The organism is Streptomyces sp. NBC_00385 (genome assembly GCF_035917155.1).
In the GTDB taxonomy this organism is placed as follows: Bacteria; Actinomycetota; Actinomycetes; order Streptomycetales; family Streptomycetaceae; genus Streptomyces; species Streptomyces poriferorum.
The window spans coordinates 7,590,229-7,606,849 of record NZ_CP107951.1 but is presented as its reverse complement, the minus strand read 5'-3'; the positions used below and the strand labels follow the sequence as shown (position 1 = coordinate 7,606,849).

At 71.9% G+C, this 16,621-nt stretch carries 15 protein-coding genes; 8 read left to right on the top strand and 7 right to left on the bottom strand.

Annotation, left to right across the window (positions count from 1 at the left end; all coding sequences use genetic code 11):
- Window positions 1-76: 76 nt before the first annotated feature.
- A complete protein-coding gene (locus OG959_RS33905) occupies window positions 77-1,696 on the bottom strand; it encodes an ABC transporter substrate-binding protein (protein WP_326664621.1) in 1,620 nt (539 codons plus the stop codon).
- 333 nt (window positions 1,697-2,029) lie between these two features.
- Between OG959_RS33905 and OG959_RS33900 the strand changes: the two genes are divergently transcribed.
- Entirely contained in the window at window positions 2,030-3,685 is a 1,656-nt protein-coding gene (locus OG959_RS33900) for a class I adenylate-forming enzyme family protein (protein ID WP_326664619.1), read from the top strand.
- A 111-nt stretch (window positions 3,686-3,796) separates the two neighbouring features.
- Here OG959_RS33900 and OG959_RS33895 read toward each other — a convergent pair whose 3' ends face one another.
- On the bottom strand, window positions 3,797-4,573 hold the full coding sequence (locus OG959_RS33895; protein WP_326664618.1) for an SDR family oxidoreductase: 777 nt from the start codon (window positions 4,571-4,573) through the stop codon (window positions 3,797-3,799).
- A gap of 144 nt (window positions 4,574-4,717) precedes the next feature.
- Entirely contained in the window at window positions 4,718-5,335 is a 618-nt protein-coding gene (locus tag OG959_RS33890) for a TetR family transcriptional regulator (RefSeq protein WP_326664616.1), read from the bottom strand.
- 203 nt (window positions 5,336-5,538) lie between these two features.
- Between OG959_RS33890 and OG959_RS33885 the strand changes: the two genes are divergently transcribed.
- Window positions 5,539-6,414: a TIGR03619 family F420-dependent LLM class oxidoreductase gene (locus OG959_RS33885; protein ID WP_326664614.1), complete on the top strand. Its 876-nt coding sequence runs from the start codon at window positions 5,539-5,541 to the stop codon at window positions 6,412-6,414.
- A complete protein-coding gene (locus OG959_RS33880; RefSeq protein ID WP_326664611.1) occupies window positions 6,411-6,902 on the top strand; it encodes a nuclear transport factor 2 family protein in 492 nt (163 codons plus the stop codon). Before OG959_RS33885 ends, OG959_RS33880 begins: the two co-directional genes overlap by 4 nt.
- A 57-nt stretch (window positions 6,903-6,959) precedes the next feature.
- On the opposite strand, the gene OG959_RS33875 is transcribed toward OG959_RS33880, so the two are convergent.
- The gene (locus OG959_RS33875) at window positions 6,960-7,880 is read right to left on the bottom strand and encodes an SDR family oxidoreductase (protein ID WP_326664609.1); all 921 of its coding nucleotides are present in this window, start codon (window positions 7,878-7,880) and stop codon (window positions 6,960-6,962) included.
- Window positions 7,881-8,041: 161 nt separating this feature from the next.
- Between OG959_RS33875 and OG959_RS33870 the strand changes: the two genes are divergently transcribed.
- From OG959_RS33870 to OG959_RS33855, 4 genes are read left to right on the top strand one after another with little or no spacing between them, the layout of a single operon-like run.
- The gene (locus OG959_RS33870) at window positions 8,042-8,797 is read left to right on the top strand and encodes an enoyl-CoA hydratase family protein (protein WP_326664608.1); all 756 of its coding nucleotides are present in this window, start codon (window positions 8,042-8,044) and stop codon (window positions 8,795-8,797) included.
- A gap of 14 nt (window positions 8,798-8,811) precedes the next feature.
- Window positions 8,812-9,660 carry a CoA transferase subunit A gene (locus tag OG959_RS33865; RefSeq protein WP_148015585.1) on the top strand — a complete coding sequence of 283 codons (849 nt, stop codon included), beginning with the start codon at window positions 8,812-8,814 and terminating at the stop codon, window positions 9,658-9,660.
- Window positions 9,657-10,436, top strand: coding sequence for a CoA-transferase subunit beta (locus tag OG959_RS33860; protein WP_326664606.1), 780 nt, complete (start codon window positions 9,657-9,659; stop codon window positions 10,434-10,436). Before OG959_RS33865 ends, OG959_RS33860 begins: the two co-directional genes overlap by 4 nt.
- Window positions 10,437-10,444: 8 nt before the next feature.
- Window positions 10,445-11,500 carry an NAD(P)H-dependent flavin oxidoreductase gene (locus tag OG959_RS33855; protein WP_326664604.1) on the top strand — a complete coding sequence of 352 codons (1,056 nt, stop codon included), beginning with the start codon at window positions 10,445-10,447 and terminating at the stop codon, window positions 11,498-11,500.
- A gap of 13 nt (window positions 11,501-11,513) precedes the next feature.
- Here OG959_RS33855 and OG959_RS33850 read toward each other — a convergent pair whose 3' ends face one another.
- Complete coding sequence (locus OG959_RS33850) at window positions 11,514-12,320, bottom strand: alpha/beta fold hydrolase (RefSeq protein WP_326664603.1); 807 nt, start codon at window positions 12,318-12,320, stop codon at window positions 11,514-11,516.
- A gap of 85 nt (window positions 12,321-12,405) precedes the next feature.
- Entirely contained in the window at window positions 12,406-13,827 is a 1,422-nt protein-coding gene (locus OG959_RS33845) for a helix-turn-helix domain-containing protein (protein WP_326664602.1), read from the bottom strand.
- A gap of 219 nt (window positions 13,828-14,046) precedes the next feature.
- Here OG959_RS33845 and OG959_RS33840 point away from each other — a divergent pair, with 219 nt between their 5' ends.
- On the top strand, window positions 14,047-15,414 hold the full coding sequence (locus tag OG959_RS33840; protein WP_326664601.1) for a M64 family metallopeptidase: 1,368 nt from the start codon (window positions 14,047-14,049) through the stop codon (window positions 15,412-15,414).
- 93 nt (window positions 15,415-15,507) lie between these two features.
- Here OG959_RS33840 and OG959_RS33835 read toward each other — a convergent pair whose 3' ends face one another.
- The gene (locus OG959_RS33835; RefSeq protein ID WP_326664600.1) at window positions 15,508-16,455 is read right to left on the bottom strand and encodes a DUF4862 family protein; all 948 of its coding nucleotides are present in this window, start codon (window positions 16,453-16,455) and stop codon (window positions 15,508-15,510) included.
- Window positions 16,456-16,621 lie beyond the last annotated feature (166 nt).

The window sequence follows — 16,621 nt, the reverse complement described above, 5'->3', positions numbered from 1 at the left end:
ACGGTCCGGCCGGCGTGAGCGGCCCGGTCCGCGGTGGCTTCTCCGTAACCGTCCGGGCAGGCCGGGCCGCCGGCGGTCACTTGCTGATCCACGCCTCGCCGAAGAGCGTCATGGACTCGTCGGTGGGGACGAGACCGTGCACGTTCTTGCCCCAGGCGGTGAGTGCGGCGCTGGCACCGAGGTTGATCATGGGGACGTCCTCGTTGAACAGGGTCTGGATCCGGTCGAGGACCTTCTGGATCTCGGCGTCGCCGTCCGCACGGTGGAGCTGGGCCAGCAGGGCGTCCATCTTCGGGTTGGCGTAGCCGCCGGGATTGCCGTAGCTCGTGGAGTTCAGGACGCTCTGCAGCCGGTGGTAGGGGTCGTTCTCGGAGATGCTGGCGGCGCTGCGGCTGATGTCGAAGTCGTGCTCCACGTAGGTCTTGGCCACCCGGTCGGCGATGGAGGAGACCAGGTCGAGCCGCACGGTGAATCCGACGCGTTCCAGCATGGCCTTGATGACCACGCCCTTGGCCCTGGCGACGGGGTCACTGCCGTCCATGTAGGTGATCTTGCCGTCGTAGCCGTCCTTCTTGGCCTCGTCGAGCAGTTTCTTCGCCTGGTCGAGGTCGACGCCCAGGGGTTTCACCTCGGAGTGCAGGCGCGATTCCGGCGGGAAGATCTCCTTGCCGGGCAGGCCCTTGCCGTCGTAGGCGCGTTCGGTGTCGAGCTCGGGGTCGAGGGCCAGGGCCATCGCCCGGCGGACGCGCAGGTCGGCACCGGGCCGGCCCTTGCGGGTGTTGACCGTGATCACGTTGCCGAGACCGGTGAGGGTCAGCTCCCCGAAGTGGCCCGCCTTGACGGCGTCGTCGACGACGTCGGGGCCGCGCATGTGCGCCACGTCCACGGTGCCGTCGTCGAGCGCCTCCAGCTTCGCGCGGTCGGACTGCGGCCAGGTGAAGCGGAGGGCGTCGAGGTGGGGCTTGCCCTTGAAGTACTTCGTGTTGGCGTTGAGGACCATCTCCTCCTGGGGGGCGTACGTGCCCAGGACGAAGGGTCCGGCCCCGATGGGCTTGAACGTCTTCCCCGCGTACGCGGCGGGGGCCACGATCATGCCGGGCGCCTGGGCGAGCATCGCGGGGAACGTCGCCCAGGAGCTGCGGAGGGTGAAGACGACCGTGGAGTCGTCGGTCGCCTCGGTCCTGACCAGGTTCGGGGCGAGCATCGAGGTGTCGGCGCCCTTGTTCTTCTGGTACCAGGCGAGGGAGGCGGTCACGGCCGCGGCGTCGAGCGGGGTGCCGTCGGAGAACTTCACCCCGTCGCGGAGCTTCAGCGTCCACGTCTTCTTGTCGTCGCTGCTCCGCAGGGACTTGGCGAGCTGGGGTTCGTACTTCTTGGCGGCGGTGTCGTACCGCATCAGCACGTCGTACACGGCCGCGAGCGCGGAGCCGCCGGAGGATCCGGTGGCATAGGTGACGGCGGGGCTGAGGCTGCGCGCCTCGCCGTAGTCGGCGATGCGCAGGGTGCCGCCGTCGACGGGGGTGCCGGCGTCCGGCTGGTCGCCGATGAGCCCGAAGGTGTAGCGGCCGCGTTCGGTCTTCTGCGTCTTGGCGCCGTCGGATTCCCCGGCGTCGGACGAGACGCACGCGGAGGTGAGCATCGCCGCGACGGCCAGGGTGGCGGCGAGGTGGACTCGCGGCCGTGGTGCTCGCTTCATTTCTTCCTCCATGTGCCCGGGCCGGTCGGACCGGTGCCGGAAGGTGGGAAAAACGGGTGCCTGAAGGCAGGTGGCACCGGGGCGGGAAGGCCCGGGGCCGGAGCAGGTGGGGGGACGCTACGGCCGTCGAAATCCGGCCGACGTGACCCATCCCACTCACCGGGAACCCTGTGATGCCCCCGTTGACCGCTCGTCGCCGTCGTTGTCGGCCGGTCGTCGGCGTGAAACGGTGTCCCAGTGACCGGAATCAGCCATGAGGAGAGGGCCCGGCACTGCTGACATTGGCCTCGACCGCGATCCCAGTGGAGTTCGAGACGTACCAGGAGTCACCTGATGTCCAGCGATACGGATCACCGCTCGGCCGCTCCCGCCGGAGCGGCCGAGATCATCGGCCGGCTCACCTGCCCGGGCGGCCGTTTCGAGCTGTCCGACGCCGAAGTGCTGGGGACCCGTCTGCCGGTGTTCACCCACCGGCAGCGGGCTCTGCACGAGGTGTTGCACGCGTCCGTCGCCCATGCCGGCCGTGAGTACATCGTCACCGCGGACCGGCGGATCACCTTCGCCGAGCACGCCGCCCAGGTCGCGTCGCTGGCCAAGGTGCTGCGGGAGGAGTACGGCATCGCCAGGGGCGACCGAGTGGCGATCGCCGCCGCCAACTCCCCCGAGTGGATCCTGACGTTCTGGGCCACCGTGTCGGTCGGCGCGGTGGCGGTCGGGTTCAACGCCTGGTGGTCGGCGCGGGAGATGGCACACGGCATCGAGAACGCGGAACCGGCGCTGGTGGTGGCCGACGCCAGACAGTCGGCGAAGCTGGCCGGCTGCGCGGTGCCGGTGCTGTCCGTGGAGAACGACATCAGCCGCTTCGTCGCGTCGTACCCCGACGCGCCGCTGCCCTCCGCCGACGTCGCGGAGGACGACCCCGCCGTCATCCTCTACACCTCGGGCACCTCTGGCCGGCCCAAGGGGGCCGTGCACACCCACCGCAACCTGCTGGCCGTCGTCGAGTACCACCGTCTGAACGACGCCCTGTTCGAGGAGTTCGGCGATCCCGTGGCGTCGCAGGACCGCGTCTATCTGCTCACGCTGCCGCTGTTCCACATCGCGAGCCTGCACAATCTGGCCGTGCCGCGGCTCGCCACCGGCAGCCGGATCGCCCTGCACCAGGGCTCGTTCAAGGTGGACGCCGTCCTGGGCATGGTCGAGCGGGAACGGGTCACCAACTGGGGCGCGGTGCCGACCATGGCCCACCGGATGCTCGAACACGGCGGGGCCGACCGGTACGACACGTCCTCGCTGACGTCGTTCTCGCTGGCCTCCGCGCCGTCGTCGACCGCGTTCAAGGAGCGGCTGCGCCAGGGCCTGCCGTTCGCGAAGGACTCGCTGGTGGACAGCTACGGCCTGACGGAGACCTGCACCGGCGTCGCCGCGGCGAGCGCGCAGGAGCTGGCGGCGGCACCCGGGACGCTCGGCCGGCCGGTCACCGGTGTGCGGCTGGAGATCCGCGACCCCGCCGGCGAGGTGCTGGGCGAGGGCCAGGAGGGCGAGGTCTGGGTCCGCAGCCAGTTCAACATGCTGGGCTACTGGCGCGACCCGGAGGCCACCGCCGGCGCCATCGGTCCGGACCGCTGGCTGCGCACCGGGGACCTGGGGGAACTGCGCGAGGGCCGGCTGTTCCTCAGCAGCCGCCGTTCGGACCTGATCATCCGCGGTGGCGAGAACGTCTACCCGGCGGAGATCGAGACGGTTCTCGTCGAGCACCCCGACGTCCGTGAGTGCCTGGTGATGGGGGTGCCGCATCCGGACCTCGGTCAGGAGGTCGCCGCGGTCGTGGTGCTCGTGGCGGGCTCGACGGTCACCGAGGAGTCGCTGCGGGAGTACGCGGCGGACGCGCTGGCCTATTTCAAGGTCCCCAAGCAGTGGCGGCTGACGCACGAGGAACTGCCGCGCAACGCCACCGGCAAGGTGATCCGGAACCAGGTGCGCGTCTGACGCCCTCAGCGGGAGGCGACAGTGCCCCGGCCGCGTGACGCGGCCGGGGCACTCTGCGCGCTGCTCAGGAATCGGGCATCAGAACTCGGGCAGGGGCCGGGCGGGGACCGGTCAGAAGTCGGCGGGCCCGCGCAGGGTCGCCTCGGCTCCTCCGTCGACGTACACCACCTGCCCGGTGATGTGGCTGTTTCCCTCGGAGGCCAAGGAGAGCACGGCCCGCGCGACGTCCTCCGGCTGCAGGTAGCCGTTGAGCGGCATGGGCACCGCCGCGTCCATGACCTTCTTCATCTCCGGGTCGTCGAAGAGCCCCGCGCTCATCGGGGTCAGGACGACACCGGGGGCGACGACGTTCACGGGGATCCCCGCGTCCGCCCAGCCCTCGGCGACGGCGGTGCGCCGCGCCCACTGCGCGAGCGCCGCCTTGGACGAGGGATACAACTGCCGTGCGCGGCCGTCGGCCACGGCCCGCTCCGCGTGCTCCAGGGCCTTGGTCTCGTCGCCGGCGAGGCAGGCGGCGACGACCTCCGGGTCGTGGGGCTGGGTGCCGGAGATCGAGCCGATGGCCACGACCCGGGGCCGCTCGGCCGCGGCGAGGGCCGGTCGCAGCGCTGTCAGGAACTCGGTGGTGCCGAAGTAGTTGACGGTGACCATCGCGGTCCCCGGCACGGAGGTGCCGGCGCACGTGACGACCGCGTCCACCACACCGCCGGCCGCCTCGACGACGGCCTCCGCGGCTGCGGCGCGGCCTCCGGGCGTGGACAGGTCGGCGTCGATCTCGCCGCCCCGGAGGTCCACGCCGATCACGCGGTCCCCCTGGTCCCGGAACAAGGTGGTGAGAGCGGCACCGATCCCGGAACCGGATCCGGTGACGACGACGTTGCGCGGCATGAGTACTCCTCGGGTGGGTCGGTGCTGCTGGCACATGAGGGCCGGTCGCCCCGGCACCCGCGGAAACCGGCCTCCCGCGCACCGTAGGAGCTCCGGCCCGCCATGAGCGCCCGGCGTCCCGCTGACCGGACGCCTGGCGCGGTGTCAGGGGCGCCGTTCGGCGAGGACCGGGCCCAGGAGGAGCCGGCAGGCCAGCCGGATGCCGTCCTGCGCCGCCTCGGCCGAGGAACGCTCGTACAGGACGGTGGTGAGCAGTCCGTACCAGGCCTGCTCCAGGATGCGGACCACGCGCCGGTCCTGCTCACCGGGATCGGCCACCCCGGCGGTGCGCAGGACCAGGTCCACGAGGATCTCGTCCGTGCGGCGGACCGGGCTGCCCTCGCCGACGTGGGAGACGTTGTTGGACTGGAGCATCGCCAGCGCCAGCAGCGGCTGTTCGAAGAGCTGCCGGCTCGCCCCGGTGAGCAGTTCGCTCACCGCTTCCACCGGGCCGGTGCCCGGCCGTGGTGGCGGAGTCCCGGCGTCGAGGCGGCCCACCTGGTCGTGGAGGACGGCGGCGAACAGATGGGTCTTGGACGGGAAGTAGCGGTACAGGGTGGCGATCGCGACGCCGGAGCGCCGGGCCACGTCGTGCATCTGCACGCCTTCGAGTCCGTGCACGGCTCCGAGGTGCGCCGCGGCCCGCAGGATGCGGGCGTAGCGCTGACGCTGCTTGGCCGAGGTGGGATGCGCGGGGGTTCTCTCGCAGTTCGTTCGGGGCACGGTACTGACGTCCTTCCGCCGGCCGCCGATGTTCCCGTGTGCCGCACCGGCCGGGTGGGCGTCGTTCCGTTGAGTGGGACCCGGCCGCAGCCGGTGGCCAGGTGGACTTTCCGCCCACCGGGACGGGGCCTGCGCGGGCCGGGGCGTGGGACTTGGATGGACGCTCCCGCTCCATCCCGTTCCGCCCCGAGAGAGGTGCCCCCATGCGGCTCGGCATCAACAGTCCCGTCGTCACGGCCGTCCCCGGCGTCCATTCCCCCTGGGAGCGCGCTGCCGGCATCGAGGACCTGGGGACGGTCGCCGAGGCGGCGGACCGGCTCGGCTTCGACCATCTGACCTGTTCGGAGCATGTGGCGGTGCCCGTGGACATCGCCGGAAAGCGCGGCGGCACGTACTGGGATCCGCTGTCCGTCTTCGGGTATCTCGCGGCCCGGACCGACCGGATCCGGTTCGCCACACAGGTCCTGGTGCTCGGGTACCACCATCCGCTGGAGATCGCGAAGCGCTACGGCACGCTGGACCGCGTCTGCGGTGGGCGGGTCGTCCTGGGGCTCGGTGTGGGCAGTCTGGAGGAGGAGTTCCAGCTGCTCGGGGCCGCCTTCGAGGGCCGGGGAGCGATCGCCGACGACGCCCTCGCGGCGCTGCGGGCATCCCTGTCCCGGCGCGAACCCGCTTACCACGGCGAGCACTTCGCCTACGAGGGGCTCGTGGTGGAACCGCACGCGGTGCAGGATCGCGTGCCGTTGTGGATCGGTGGCCGCACCCCGCGTTCGCTGCGCCGGGCGGTGGCGTACGGGGACGGCTGGGTGCCGTTCGGGCTGCCGCTCGACCGGCTGGGCGAGATGGTCGGGGCGGCCTCGCTGCCCGACGGCTTCGAGGTGGTGCTGAGCGCGGGCCGCCCGCTCGATCCGTCGGGCGATCCGGACGGCGCGTCCGAGGCGTTGCGGAAGGTGTCCGCGGCCGGGGCCACCCTGGTCAGCGTGTCGCTGAGCGCCACGGGGACGGGCCACTACGTCGAGCAGCTGGAGGCTCTCGCCGCCCTTGCGGGTCTCACGACGGGCACGGAGGCGCGGGTATGAGCGAGGACCGGATCGCCGCGCTCGAGGCACGGCTCGGGGCGCTGGAGGACGAGCGTGACATCGCCCGCACGATGGCCTCGTACGGGCCGCTGGTGGACGGGGGCGACGCGGACGGCGTCGCGGCGCTGTGGGCGCCGGACGGGGTGTACGACATCGACGAGATCTTCCTCGCGGGCCGGGAGCGGATCGTTGAGATGGTCCGCTCCCCCGCGCACCAGGGCTGGATCCGGCAGGGCTGCGCCCATGTCGTGGGCCCGCCCCACATCACGGTGGACGGCGACGAGGCCGTCGCGGTGTGCCATTCGCTGATGGTGGTGCACGAGTCGGGCCGGTACGTGGTGCGCCGGGCGACGGCCAACCACTGGCGGCTGCGCCGCACGCCGCAGGGGTGGCAGGTCGTGACCCGGACCAATCGCATCCTGGACGGCCGCACGGAGTCCCCCGCGCTGCTGGTCGCCGGGGCGCGGGGCGAGCCGGCCACCGCCTGAACTCCCGTGCCCGCACGGGGTGGTGGCCGGTCGGCCGCCACCCCGTGCCGCGCCATGTCAGGAGGCGCCGTACACCGGTTGCGGGGTCTCGGCCGCGGCCAGCAGGCCGGTCACCGCCTCTCCGGCCTCGGCCGGGGTCCAGCGGGCGCCCTTGTCGGCGGTGGGGCCTGGCCGCCAGCCCTCCATCACGGTGATCCGGCCGGCCTCGGTCTCGAAGACGCGGCCGCTCACCCCGGCGGACGCGGCGGAGCCCAGCCAGACGACGAGCGGTGAGACGTTCTCCGGGGCCATCGCGTCGAAGGCCCCCTCGCCGGGGGCGGCCATCGTCTCGGCGAACGTCGCCTCGGTCATCCGGGTCCGGGCGGCCGGGGCGATCGCGTTGACCTGGACCCCGTAGCGGCCCATCTCGGCGGCGGCGACCAGGGTCAGTCCCACGATGCCCGCCTTGGCGGCCGCGTAGTTGCCCTGGCCGACGCTGCCCAGCAGCCCGGCCCCGGAACTGGTGTTGACGACCCGGGCGGCCGGCGCACGGCCTGCCTTGGTCTCGGCGCGCCAGTGCGCCGCCGCGTGCTTGAGCGGCAGGAAGTGCCCCTTGAGGTGGACGCGCATCACGGCGTCCCAGTCGTCCTCGTCCAGGTTGACCAGCATCCGGTCGCGGAGGAACCCGGCGTTGTTGACGAGCGTGTCGAGGCGGCCGAAGGAGTCGAGCGCGGTGGCGACGAGGGAGGCGGCGCCCTCGGAGGTGGCGATGTCACCGTCGTGGGCGACCGCCTCGCCTCCGGCGGCGCGGATCTCCTTCACGACCTGCTGGGCGGGGCCGGTGCCCGAACCGGAGCCGTCGAGGCCCACCCCCAGGTCGTTGACGACGACTTTCGCCCCCTCGGCGGCGAGAGCCAGGGCATGGGCACGGCCGAGTCCACGGCCGGCGCCGGTGACGACGGCGACGCGTCCGGCACACAGGGCGGTCGGTGAGGTCATGACGAGTGTCCTTTCGATGGGCGCCGGGCAACGAGCGACGTCCGGTGCGGGGGAACGGGGTGCCGGTACCACTGAGTGGCATGACACCCTCCCGCGGCGTTCGTATCGCTGCTACCTTTTGGGCCTAACAAACGTTTGGTGGAAAGGTAGCTGATCTGCTCATGGGTGTCTCCACCTCCGTCCCACGCGAGGGCGTCGCCCTCGTCACCGTGGACTTCCCTCCGGTCAACGCCCTGCCCGTACAGGGCTGGTACGACCTGGCCGCGGCGGTCCGGGCCGCCGGGGCAGACCCGGGCATCCGCTGCGTCGTACTCGCCGCCGAGGGACGCGGTTTCAACGCGGGCGTGGACATCAAGGAGATGCAGCGCGCGACCGGACCCGAGGCGCTGATCGGCGCCAACCGGGGCTGCTTCGAGGCGTTCGCGGCCGTCTACGAGTGCGAGGTCCCGGTGGTCGCCGCCGTGCAGGGCTTCTGCCTGGGCGGCGGCATCGGCCTGGTGGGCAACGCGGACGTGATCGTGGCCGCCGAGGACGCGACCTTCGGTCTGCCCGAGCTGGACCGCGGAGCGCTCGGCGCCGCCACACACCTGGCCCGGCTGGTCCCGCAGCACCTGATGCGGACCCTCTACTACACCTCGCGCACCGTGACCGCGGAGGAACTGCACCGGCACGGCTCGGTGTTCAGTGTCGTGCCGCGCGAGCGGCTCGCCGGGGCCGCCCTCGAACTGGCCGGGGAGATCGCCGCCAAGGACGGCTATCTGATCCGGCTGGCCAAGGCCGCCATCAACGGCATCGACCCCGTCGACGTACGCCGCAGTTACCGCTTCGAGCAGGGCTTCACCTTCGAGGCCAACCTCAGTGGCGTCGCCGACCGTGTGCGCGACACCTTCGGCACGGACAAGGAGCAGCAGACGTGACACAGGACAAGACGATGACGGCCGACGATGTCGTCGGCCGGCTGGAGAGCGGGATGACGATCGGCATCGGCGGCTGGGGGTCGCGCCGCAAGCCGATGGCTCTGGTGCGGGCGCTGCTGCGCTCGGACGTCACCGACCTGACCGTGGTGTCGTACGGCGGACCGGACGTGGGTCTGCTCGCGGCGGCGGGGAAGATCCGCAAACTGGTCGCGGCCTTCGGGACGCTCGACTCGATACCGCTGGAGCCGCACTTCACCGCGGCCCGGCAGCGCGGCGCCTTCGAGATGGTCGAGATGGACGAGGCGATGATGATGTGGAGCCTGACGGCGGGCGCGCAGCGGCTGCCGTTCATGCCGGTGCGCGCCGGGATGGGCTCGGACCTGATGGAGGTCAACCCCGCCCTGCGTACGGTCACCTCACCGTACGAGGACGGCGAGAAGCTGGTCGCGGCCCCGGCGCTCCGGCTGGACGCGGCCCTGGTCCACCTCAACCGCTCCGACGTGCAGGGCAACGGGCAGTACCTGGGCCCCGACCCGTACTTCGACGACCTGTTCTGCGAGGCGGCCGACCAGGGTTTCGTCTCCTGCGAGCAGATCGTGGAGACGGCGGACCTGCTGAAGGAGCACGGGCCGCAGACGCTGCTGATCAAGCGGATGTTCGTGGACGGGGTCGTCGAGACGCCGAACGGCGCGCACTTCACTTCCTGTGTGCCCGACCACGACCGGGACGAGGCCTTCCAGCGCGCCTACGTCAAGGCCGCCCGCGACCCCGAGGCCTGGCCCGCCTTCGTCGAACGGTTCCTGTCCGGGGACGAAGCCGCCTACCAGGCCGCCGTCACCGCGTTCCACCAGGAGGAAGCATGAGCGGCACCGAGACCACCGGCATCCAGGCGCCGAGCCGCGCCGAGTACTGCGTGGTGGCCTGCGCGGAGGCCTGGCGGGACGCGGGCGAGGTCCTCGCCAGCCCCATGGGCACCGTCCCGGCCATCGGTGCACGTCTGGCGCGGCTGACCTTCTCCCCCGAACTGCTGCTCACGGACGGGGAGGCACTGCTCATCGCCGACACGCCCGCGGTGGGGGCGAAGGCCGGGAACGTCGAAGGCTGGCTGCCATTCCGCCAGCACCTGACACTGACCGCCACGGGCCGCCGGCACGTGATGATGGGCGCCAGTCAGATCGACCGGCACGGCAACCAGAACATCTCCTGCATCGGCGACTGGGCCAGGCCCGCGCGCCAGCTGCTCGGGGTGCGCGGTGCTCCCGTCAACACCCTCAACAACCCGACGAGTTACTGGGTGCCCAAGCACTCGGCGCGGGTGTTCGTGGAGCACGTCGACATGGTCAGCGGAGTCGGCTACGACCGCGCGGCCGCGGCCGGACCCTCCGCGACACGCTTCCACCGCATCCCCGAAGTCGTCAGCAATCTGGGCGTCTTCGACTTCGAGACCCCCGACCGGACGATGCGGCTGCGTTCCCTGCACCCCGGCGTGAGCCTCGAACAGGTCACCGGGGCCACCGGGTTCGCCCTCACGGTCCCCGACGAGGTCCCGTTCACACGGGAGCCCACGGCGGCCGAACTCCGGCTGATCCGTGAGGTCATCGACCCCGAGGGGCTGCGCGAGCGCGAGGTCCCGGCGTGAGCGGGCCCGTGCCGTTTCCCACCGCGCTCACCGAGCTGACCGGGGCGCGGTACCCGATCGTGCAGACCGGGATGGGATGGGTGGCCGGTCCCCGGCTGGTGTCGGCCTCGGCGAACGCGGGGGCGCTCGGCATCCTGGCCTCCGCGACGATGACCGTCGAGCAGCTCCGCGCGGCGGTCCGCGAGGTCAAGTCCCGTACGGACGCGCCGTTCGGCGTCAATCTGCGGGCGGATGCGGGCGACGCGGGCGAGCGGGTCCGGATCATCATCGACGAGGGGGTCCGGGTGGCGTCCTTCGCGCTCGCCCCGTCCAAGGACCTGATCGCCCGGCTCAAGGACGCCGGCGTCGTCGTCATCCCGTCCATCGGTGCCCGCCGGCACGCGGAGAAGGTCGCCGCGTGGGGGGCCGACGCGGTGATGGTGCAGGGCGGTGAGGGCGGCGGCCACACGGGCGAGGTGGCCACCACCGTGCTGCTCCCCCAGGTGGTGGACGCCGTCGGCATCCCCGTGATCGCGGCAGGCGGCTTCCACGACGGCCGCGGCCTGGTCGCCGCGCTGGCCTACGGCGCGGCCGGGATCGGCATGGGCACCCGCTTCCTGCTCACCTCCGACAGCACCGTCCCGGACGCGGTGAAGGCGAAGTACCTGGCCGCCACCGTGAAGGACGTCACGGTCACCACACAGGTGGACGGCCTGCCGCACCGGATGCTCCGTACCGCCATGGTCGACTCCCTGGAGCGTTCCGGCCGCGCCACCTCACTGCTGCGGGCACTGTGGCACGCCTCGGCCTTCCGCAAGGAGTCCGGTGCGAGCTGGCCCCAGCTGGTCCGCGACGGGATGGCGATGAAACACGGCAAGGAACTGACCTGGAGCCAGGTGCTGCTGGCCGCCAACACCCCGATGCTGCTGAAGGCCTCACTGGTCGAGGGGCGTACGGACATCGGGGTGATGGCCTCGGGACAGGTGGCGGGCCTGATCGAGGACCTGCCGTCCTGTTCGGAGCTGGTCGAGCGGATCATGGACGAGGCACGGGCGACGCTGAAGGCGCTGCCCGGGCCGGGGTGACGCGCCTGCCGTCCTAGGGACTCTCCGCGAAGCGCAGGAGCAGATCGCTGGTCGCCTCCGGCGCTTCGAGCAGCGGTATGTGCCCGATGCCGGGCAGCAGCTCGACCCTGCTGCCCGGCACCGCCTCGTACCGGTGCGCCGACGACGGCTCCCAGCGCGGGTCCGCATCGCCGAAGACCACCAGCAGCGGAACCTTCAGGGAGGCGAGCCGCTCGGGCATGTTCCGCTCGTCGACGTAGGCGATGTTGCACCGGGACACCGCCCGGAACGTGCGGTACGTGGTGCCCCGTACACCGGCGACGAGGTCGTCCGGGATGTCCGCCTGCCGCACGGTCGTCGCCCTGATACCGCTGCGGATCGCCGCGTCCGAACGGAGCGCCCAGAGGAGCGGGCCGAAGGGCGGGCCCAGCAGGAGGCGGAGGATGGCCGGCTGCGGAAGGAGCGCGTCGAGACCCGGCCCGGTACTGATCAGCGCGAGGGAGCTCACCAGGTCCGGACGCGCTTCCGCGAGCGCGGTGGCGACGTAGCCGCCACTGGAGTGCCCTGCCACGGCGACCTGGCCAAGGCCGAGATCGTCGAGCAGCGCCGCCACCTGGCCCGCCTGCACGGGCACGTCGTACGACGCCGCGGGCGGGGACTGGCCGCAGCCGGGGAGATCGATCCGGATGACATGGTGGCGGGCTGCGAGCGTCCGGACCATCGGGCTCCAGGTACCTCCCGAGGCCCCCGATCCATGGATGAGCAACAGCGGCGGCCCCTCCCCCGGGCCGTCGTGGACCACGTGCATGCCGTGCGAAGGAACGGCGTCGAATTCACTCATGCCGGGATGATGCCGGGGCTGTCCGCGATGGGTCTTGTACAAATGTCGTCGTTCGGGGGACGGTCGGCACGGCCCGGCCGCACTGTCAGGCCCAGTGGCCGAACGGCGGCCGGGCGGGGGCGGGGCCGAGGGTGGTGGTACCCGGTTCGGCGCGGTGTCCGAGACCGGTCCGGTAGGCGTTCAGCGCCGCTTCCGTCCGGCCCTCGCTGCGCAGCAGGTCTCCCAGCAGCCGGCAGATGTCGGCGAGGTCCCCGGCGGCTCCCGTCTGTTCGAGCAGGGAGAGCGCGGTCGCGTAGTGCAGTTCGGCCGCCTCGGCGTCACCTGCCTCCTCGGCGATCAGCCCGAGCAGGCGGTGGGCGCCGCCGGCGTGCAGCGCGCCGCGGCCGGGCTTGAGTCCGGCCAGCAGGCTTTCCAGAAGTTCCGCGGCCTGCGCCGACTTCCCGCCCCTTCGCAGGACGTCGGCGAGTTCGACCTCCACCTGCGAGACGTACAGCGCGGCCCGCTTGGACACCAGCATCGAGTGCGCGATGCGCAGTTCCGTCTCCGCCTGTGCGAGGTCGTCGTGCTGGGCACAGACGTAGCCCCGCATCCAGTGGCAGTGAGCGAGTTCGGTACGGATCTGGAGCTGCTCGTAGAGCTCGGTGGCCCGTGCCAGCGACGCCTGTGCGGCGTCGACCCTGCCCTCGGCCAGCAGCGTGCGCGCCACCGTGCGGTGCATGGTGGCGACCAGGGCGGGGTCGGACACCTGGGGTACCAGGGCGAGGGCGAGTTCGGCCGCCTGCGCGGCACGGGCGTGGGCGCCCATGTCCATGTACGGGGCGATCGAGGCGGTGTAGAGCTGGAGCAACGCGCCGGGGTCGTGCAGCCCGGACGTGTTCAGTCCGTCGATGGCGCTTTCCAGCAGGTAGCACGCGTAGCGCAGCTCACCGGCCAGATAGTGGGCGACCGCCCTGCCGCGGACCGCCCGCGCCCGGGCGGGCAGCGGATCGTCGGCCAGTGCGTGCTCGGCCGCCTCGAACCGGGCCCGGGCCTCGGTCAGTTCGCCCGTCTCCAACGCGCACTCCCCGAGGCCCACGAGCGCCGCCGCGCTTTCCTGGGTGAGCCCGTACTCCTCGGCGCGGCCGAGGATCTGCTCGTAGGCGGTCCGCGCGTCGGCGGCGTCCTCTACGGCCAGTGTCCGCTGGGCATCGGCCAGCCCCATCCGCAGAGCCGTGGCGATATGGGTGGGCCGGCCCGTGGCGAGTTCCTCGTGGGCGACGCCGAGCCGCTCGGCCAGGTGACGGAGGCCCGCTTCGGAGGGCCGCACCTTGCCGGCTTCCAGGGTGGAGACGTACGCGGCGGTGTACGCGGGTTCGGCGAGCTGTCGCTGGGTCAGTCCGCGCTCCTTGCGGAGCCGTTTCACGCGGCGGCCGATCGCGGCCGGTGCGTCCGGCGCCTCTCCCTGTGCCGGGCCGGGCCGCCCGGGCGCCTCGCCGCCGTCCGCCGTCGCCGTGCTGGTGTGCGCCATGACCGTCCTTCTTCCTGTGCCCATGCCCGGATTCTCCCGTTGGCGAAGAGCCCAGTTATCCAAAAGCAACATCATTCCCGCCCTCGCACCCGTTGTGCGCCTCCCTGCCGAAGCCTAAGTTAAACCGCAACTCAAACCGACTGAAACAACGACTTAATTCAGCCCGGGTGTTGGAGGACGTCGGCCGCCGACGATCCGGACACCGGAGTGAGGATCGGCATGCGCACGAACAGATCTACCGCCATATCCGTGGGCGTCGCGTTCACGGCGATCATCGGCGCCGCCCTCGCCACCCCCGCGGCCGCCCTGGACCCGGAGCCCGCCCATAAGCCCCGTGTCTCCGTCGAGTACTTCCCTGAGCCCGGTGGCGAGGGCCGCCGGACCGAGGTCCCGGTCAACACGGATACGGTGAGCGGTCGTCCGGCCGCCCGGAGCGTGGCCCCCGCCGCGGAGACGACCGACGGGGAGGTGGGGAAGCTGTCGGTGACCGGCTCCTCGGCCGACCGGCTCGACGTGGTGATCGTAGGCGACGGCTACACCGCCGACCAGCAGGAGGCCTTCCATGCCGCGGCGGCCACGAAGTGGGCGGCCATCACGGACATCGAGCCCTACTCCAGCTATCAGGGCCTGATGAACGTGTGGACCGTCGACGCGGTGTCGGCCGAGTCCGGCATCACCGGCGACCCCACCGCCGACGTCGCCAAGGACACCGCGCTCGGCAGCTACTTCTGGTGCTCGGAGACCGAGCGGCTGATCTGCGCCGACATCGACAAGGTCGCCTCCTACGCCGCGAAGGCCCCCGAGGCCGACCTGGTCATCGTCATCTCCAACTCCACCAAGTACGGCGGCGCCGGCTACTCCGGCCTGGAGGCGGAGGGCTACCCGTTCGACGGCGTCTCCACGCTCTCCTCCGACAACGTGCAGTCGAGCATGATCGCCGCCCACGAGATCGCCCACTCGGTGGGACTCCTGGCGGACGAGTACACGTACGACGGTTACGGCACGTGGACGGGCGGCGAACTCCCCGACATCAACTCCAGCACCTTCACCGCGGAGCAGATGGCCGCCAACCGGACCAAGTGGTACCGCTGGCTCGGCGAGACCGACCCCACGGGCGGCACCGTCGGCACGTACGAGGGCAGCAGCTACTACCCCTTCGGGATCTACCGCCCGACCGCCAACTCCCTCATGCGGGCCCTGAACATCAGTGAGTTCAACCTTCCCGGACGCGAGGCCATGATCGCCGGCTTCTACCGCGAGGCCAACGCCCTGAGCAGCGTGGTCGCCACGGACTCCGCGATCCCGCGGACCACCCGGATCAAGGTCTCCCGGGCGGAGCTCAAAGGTCTCGCCGCGCCGGAGCTGCGCTGGTACGTGGACGGCCGCCCCGTGAAGCGGGCGCAGGGCCTCTCCGCCGTCGTCCCCGCCGCGCTGGGTGTCCCCGCGGACGGCAGGACGCACACGGTCACGGTCATGTCCGTGGACCGGACCGCGTCGGTCCGCGACCCCGAGGTCCGCGCCGAGGCCACCGAGAAGCTGACCTGGACGGTCAAGGCGTCCGGGCGCAAGGGCCATCAGCAGCACTGACGAACGGCCGTACGGCGGCAACGGGAACGACCACCGCGCCGGGCCGGGACTTGGTGGTTCCGGCCCGGCGCGGTGGTCGTTCCCGTTGCCCGCTCAGGGGCACCCACCGGCCGGAGCGGTCCCGCGTGCGGGCAGGAGCCTCATGACGCGGTCCACCATCGCGAGCCTCGCGTCGACCGTGGCATCGCCGGGAACCTGGATCTTCGCGCCCGCGTAGGAGAGCGCGCCTTCCGCGGCGCGGAGGCAACGGCGCACCTCGTCCGCGTCCATGAGGGACGTGGGCTCGTCCTCGGTGAGGGGCAGATGGGCGTCCGCCCACGGCCCGCCGTACGCGTTCGCGGCCGGTCCGGCACCGGAGAACATGACGCCCTCCAGCAGTCCTTCGGCGGCGAGACGGGTGATCTGGGCGAGCGGCCGGCCGGGGTCCTGTGCCTCGATCGCCGAACGGCCCCAGTTGACGGCGATCCCGATCCGGCCCGCGCGCGCGAGGGCGATCTCGGCCTCCAGCGGCAGGAACCGCTTCTCCCCCAGGACGCCGGGCGCGTAGGCGTCGCAGTGCTCCAGGACGAGCCGGGTGGACCAGGCGCCCGCCGCGGGTTCGCTCGCCGTGATCTCGTCGAGGGAACGGGCGAACATCTCCGCCACCGCGGTCGTCGAGGGCGCGGTGTGGATGTGGAGGACGGACACCGACTGCTCGCCGGTGAGCTGGTTCAGCTCCTCGGCGGCGGTGCGGGCCTCCTGGAGGAAGCCGAGCGCCGCCTGCCGGCCGTCGGGGTCCGCGGAGGCGAGCCCGAAGGTGCCCGAGGCGCCCACGCGCGCCATCGTGCCGGGAATCAGCGTGATCACGGAACGGGTGAAGCGGCCGCGCATCTGTGCGGCCAGCCAGGGAACGTCCTCACCCAGTCCGTCGCGGTACGGGATCTCCAACCCGTCGGCGATCTCCCGGCCGGCGAGCCCTTCGTAGAAGCGTTCCTGGTCGGCCGGCAGGGAGGGCAGGGCCGCATACGCGCCCACAAGAGCGGCGGGCAGTGCTGTGTTCATGGTGTCGGGTCTCCCGTACCGTGCGGTTGGGCCCGGCAGGGCAGGCGGGACACCCGCCCCTCGGTTCACGGTCCGGGGAGACTCTACCTAAGATCAGACGTCTGATGTCTAGGGTTCCGGTCCGGTCCCGGTGTCCCGCCCCGCAACGGGCCACCGGGGGACATGT

Excerpts from the sequence above, each read along its gene's own strand:
- OG959_RS33905 (WP_326664621.1), bottom strand. The coding sequence starts at position 1,696 with ATGAAGCGAGCACCACGGCCGCGAGTCCACCTCGCCGCCACCCTGGCC.
- OG959_RS33900 (WP_326664619.1), top strand. The coding sequence starts at position 2,030 with ATGTCCAGCGATACGGATCACCGCTCGGCCGCTCCCGCCGGAGCGGCC.
- OG959_RS33895 (WP_326664618.1), bottom strand. The coding sequence starts at position 4,573 with ATGCCGCGCAACGTCGTCGTCACCGGATCCGGTTCCGGGATCGGTGCC.
- OG959_RS33885 (WP_326664614.1), top strand. The coding sequence starts at position 5,539 with ATGCGGCTCGGCATCAACAGTCCCGTCGTCACGGCCGTCCCCGGCGTC.
- OG959_RS33880 (WP_326664611.1), top strand. The coding sequence starts at position 6,411 with ATGAGCGAGGACCGGATCGCCGCGCTCGAGGCACGGCTCGGGGCGCTG.
- OG959_RS33875 (WP_326664609.1), bottom strand. The coding sequence starts at position 7,880 with ATGACCTCACCGACCGCCCTGTGTGCCGGACGCGTCGCCGTCGTCACC.
- OG959_RS33870 (WP_326664608.1), top strand. The coding sequence starts at position 8,042 with ATGGGTGTCTCCACCTCCGTCCCACGCGAGGGCGTCGCCCTCGTCACC.
- OG959_RS33865 (WP_148015585.1), top strand. The coding sequence starts at position 8,812 with ATGACGGCCGACGATGTCGTCGGCCGGCTGGAGAGCGGGATGACGATC.
- OG959_RS33860 (WP_326664606.1), top strand. The coding sequence starts at position 9,657 with ATGAGCGGCACCGAGACCACCGGCATCCAGGCGCCGAGCCGCGCCGAG.
- OG959_RS33850 (WP_326664603.1), bottom strand. The coding sequence starts at position 12,320 with ATGAGTGAATTCGACGCCGTTCCTTCGCACGGCATGCACGTGGTCCAC.
- OG959_RS33845 (WP_326664602.1), bottom strand. The coding sequence starts at position 13,827 with ATGGCGCACACCAGCACGGCGACGGCGGACGGCGGCGAGGCGCCCGGG.
- OG959_RS33840 (WP_326664601.1), top strand. The coding sequence starts at position 14,047 with ATGCGCACGAACAGATCTACCGCCATATCCGTGGGCGTCGCGTTCACG.
- OG959_RS33835 (WP_326664600.1), bottom strand. The coding sequence starts at position 16,455 with ATGAACACAGCACTGCCCGCCGCTCTTGTGGGCGCGTATGCGGCCCTG.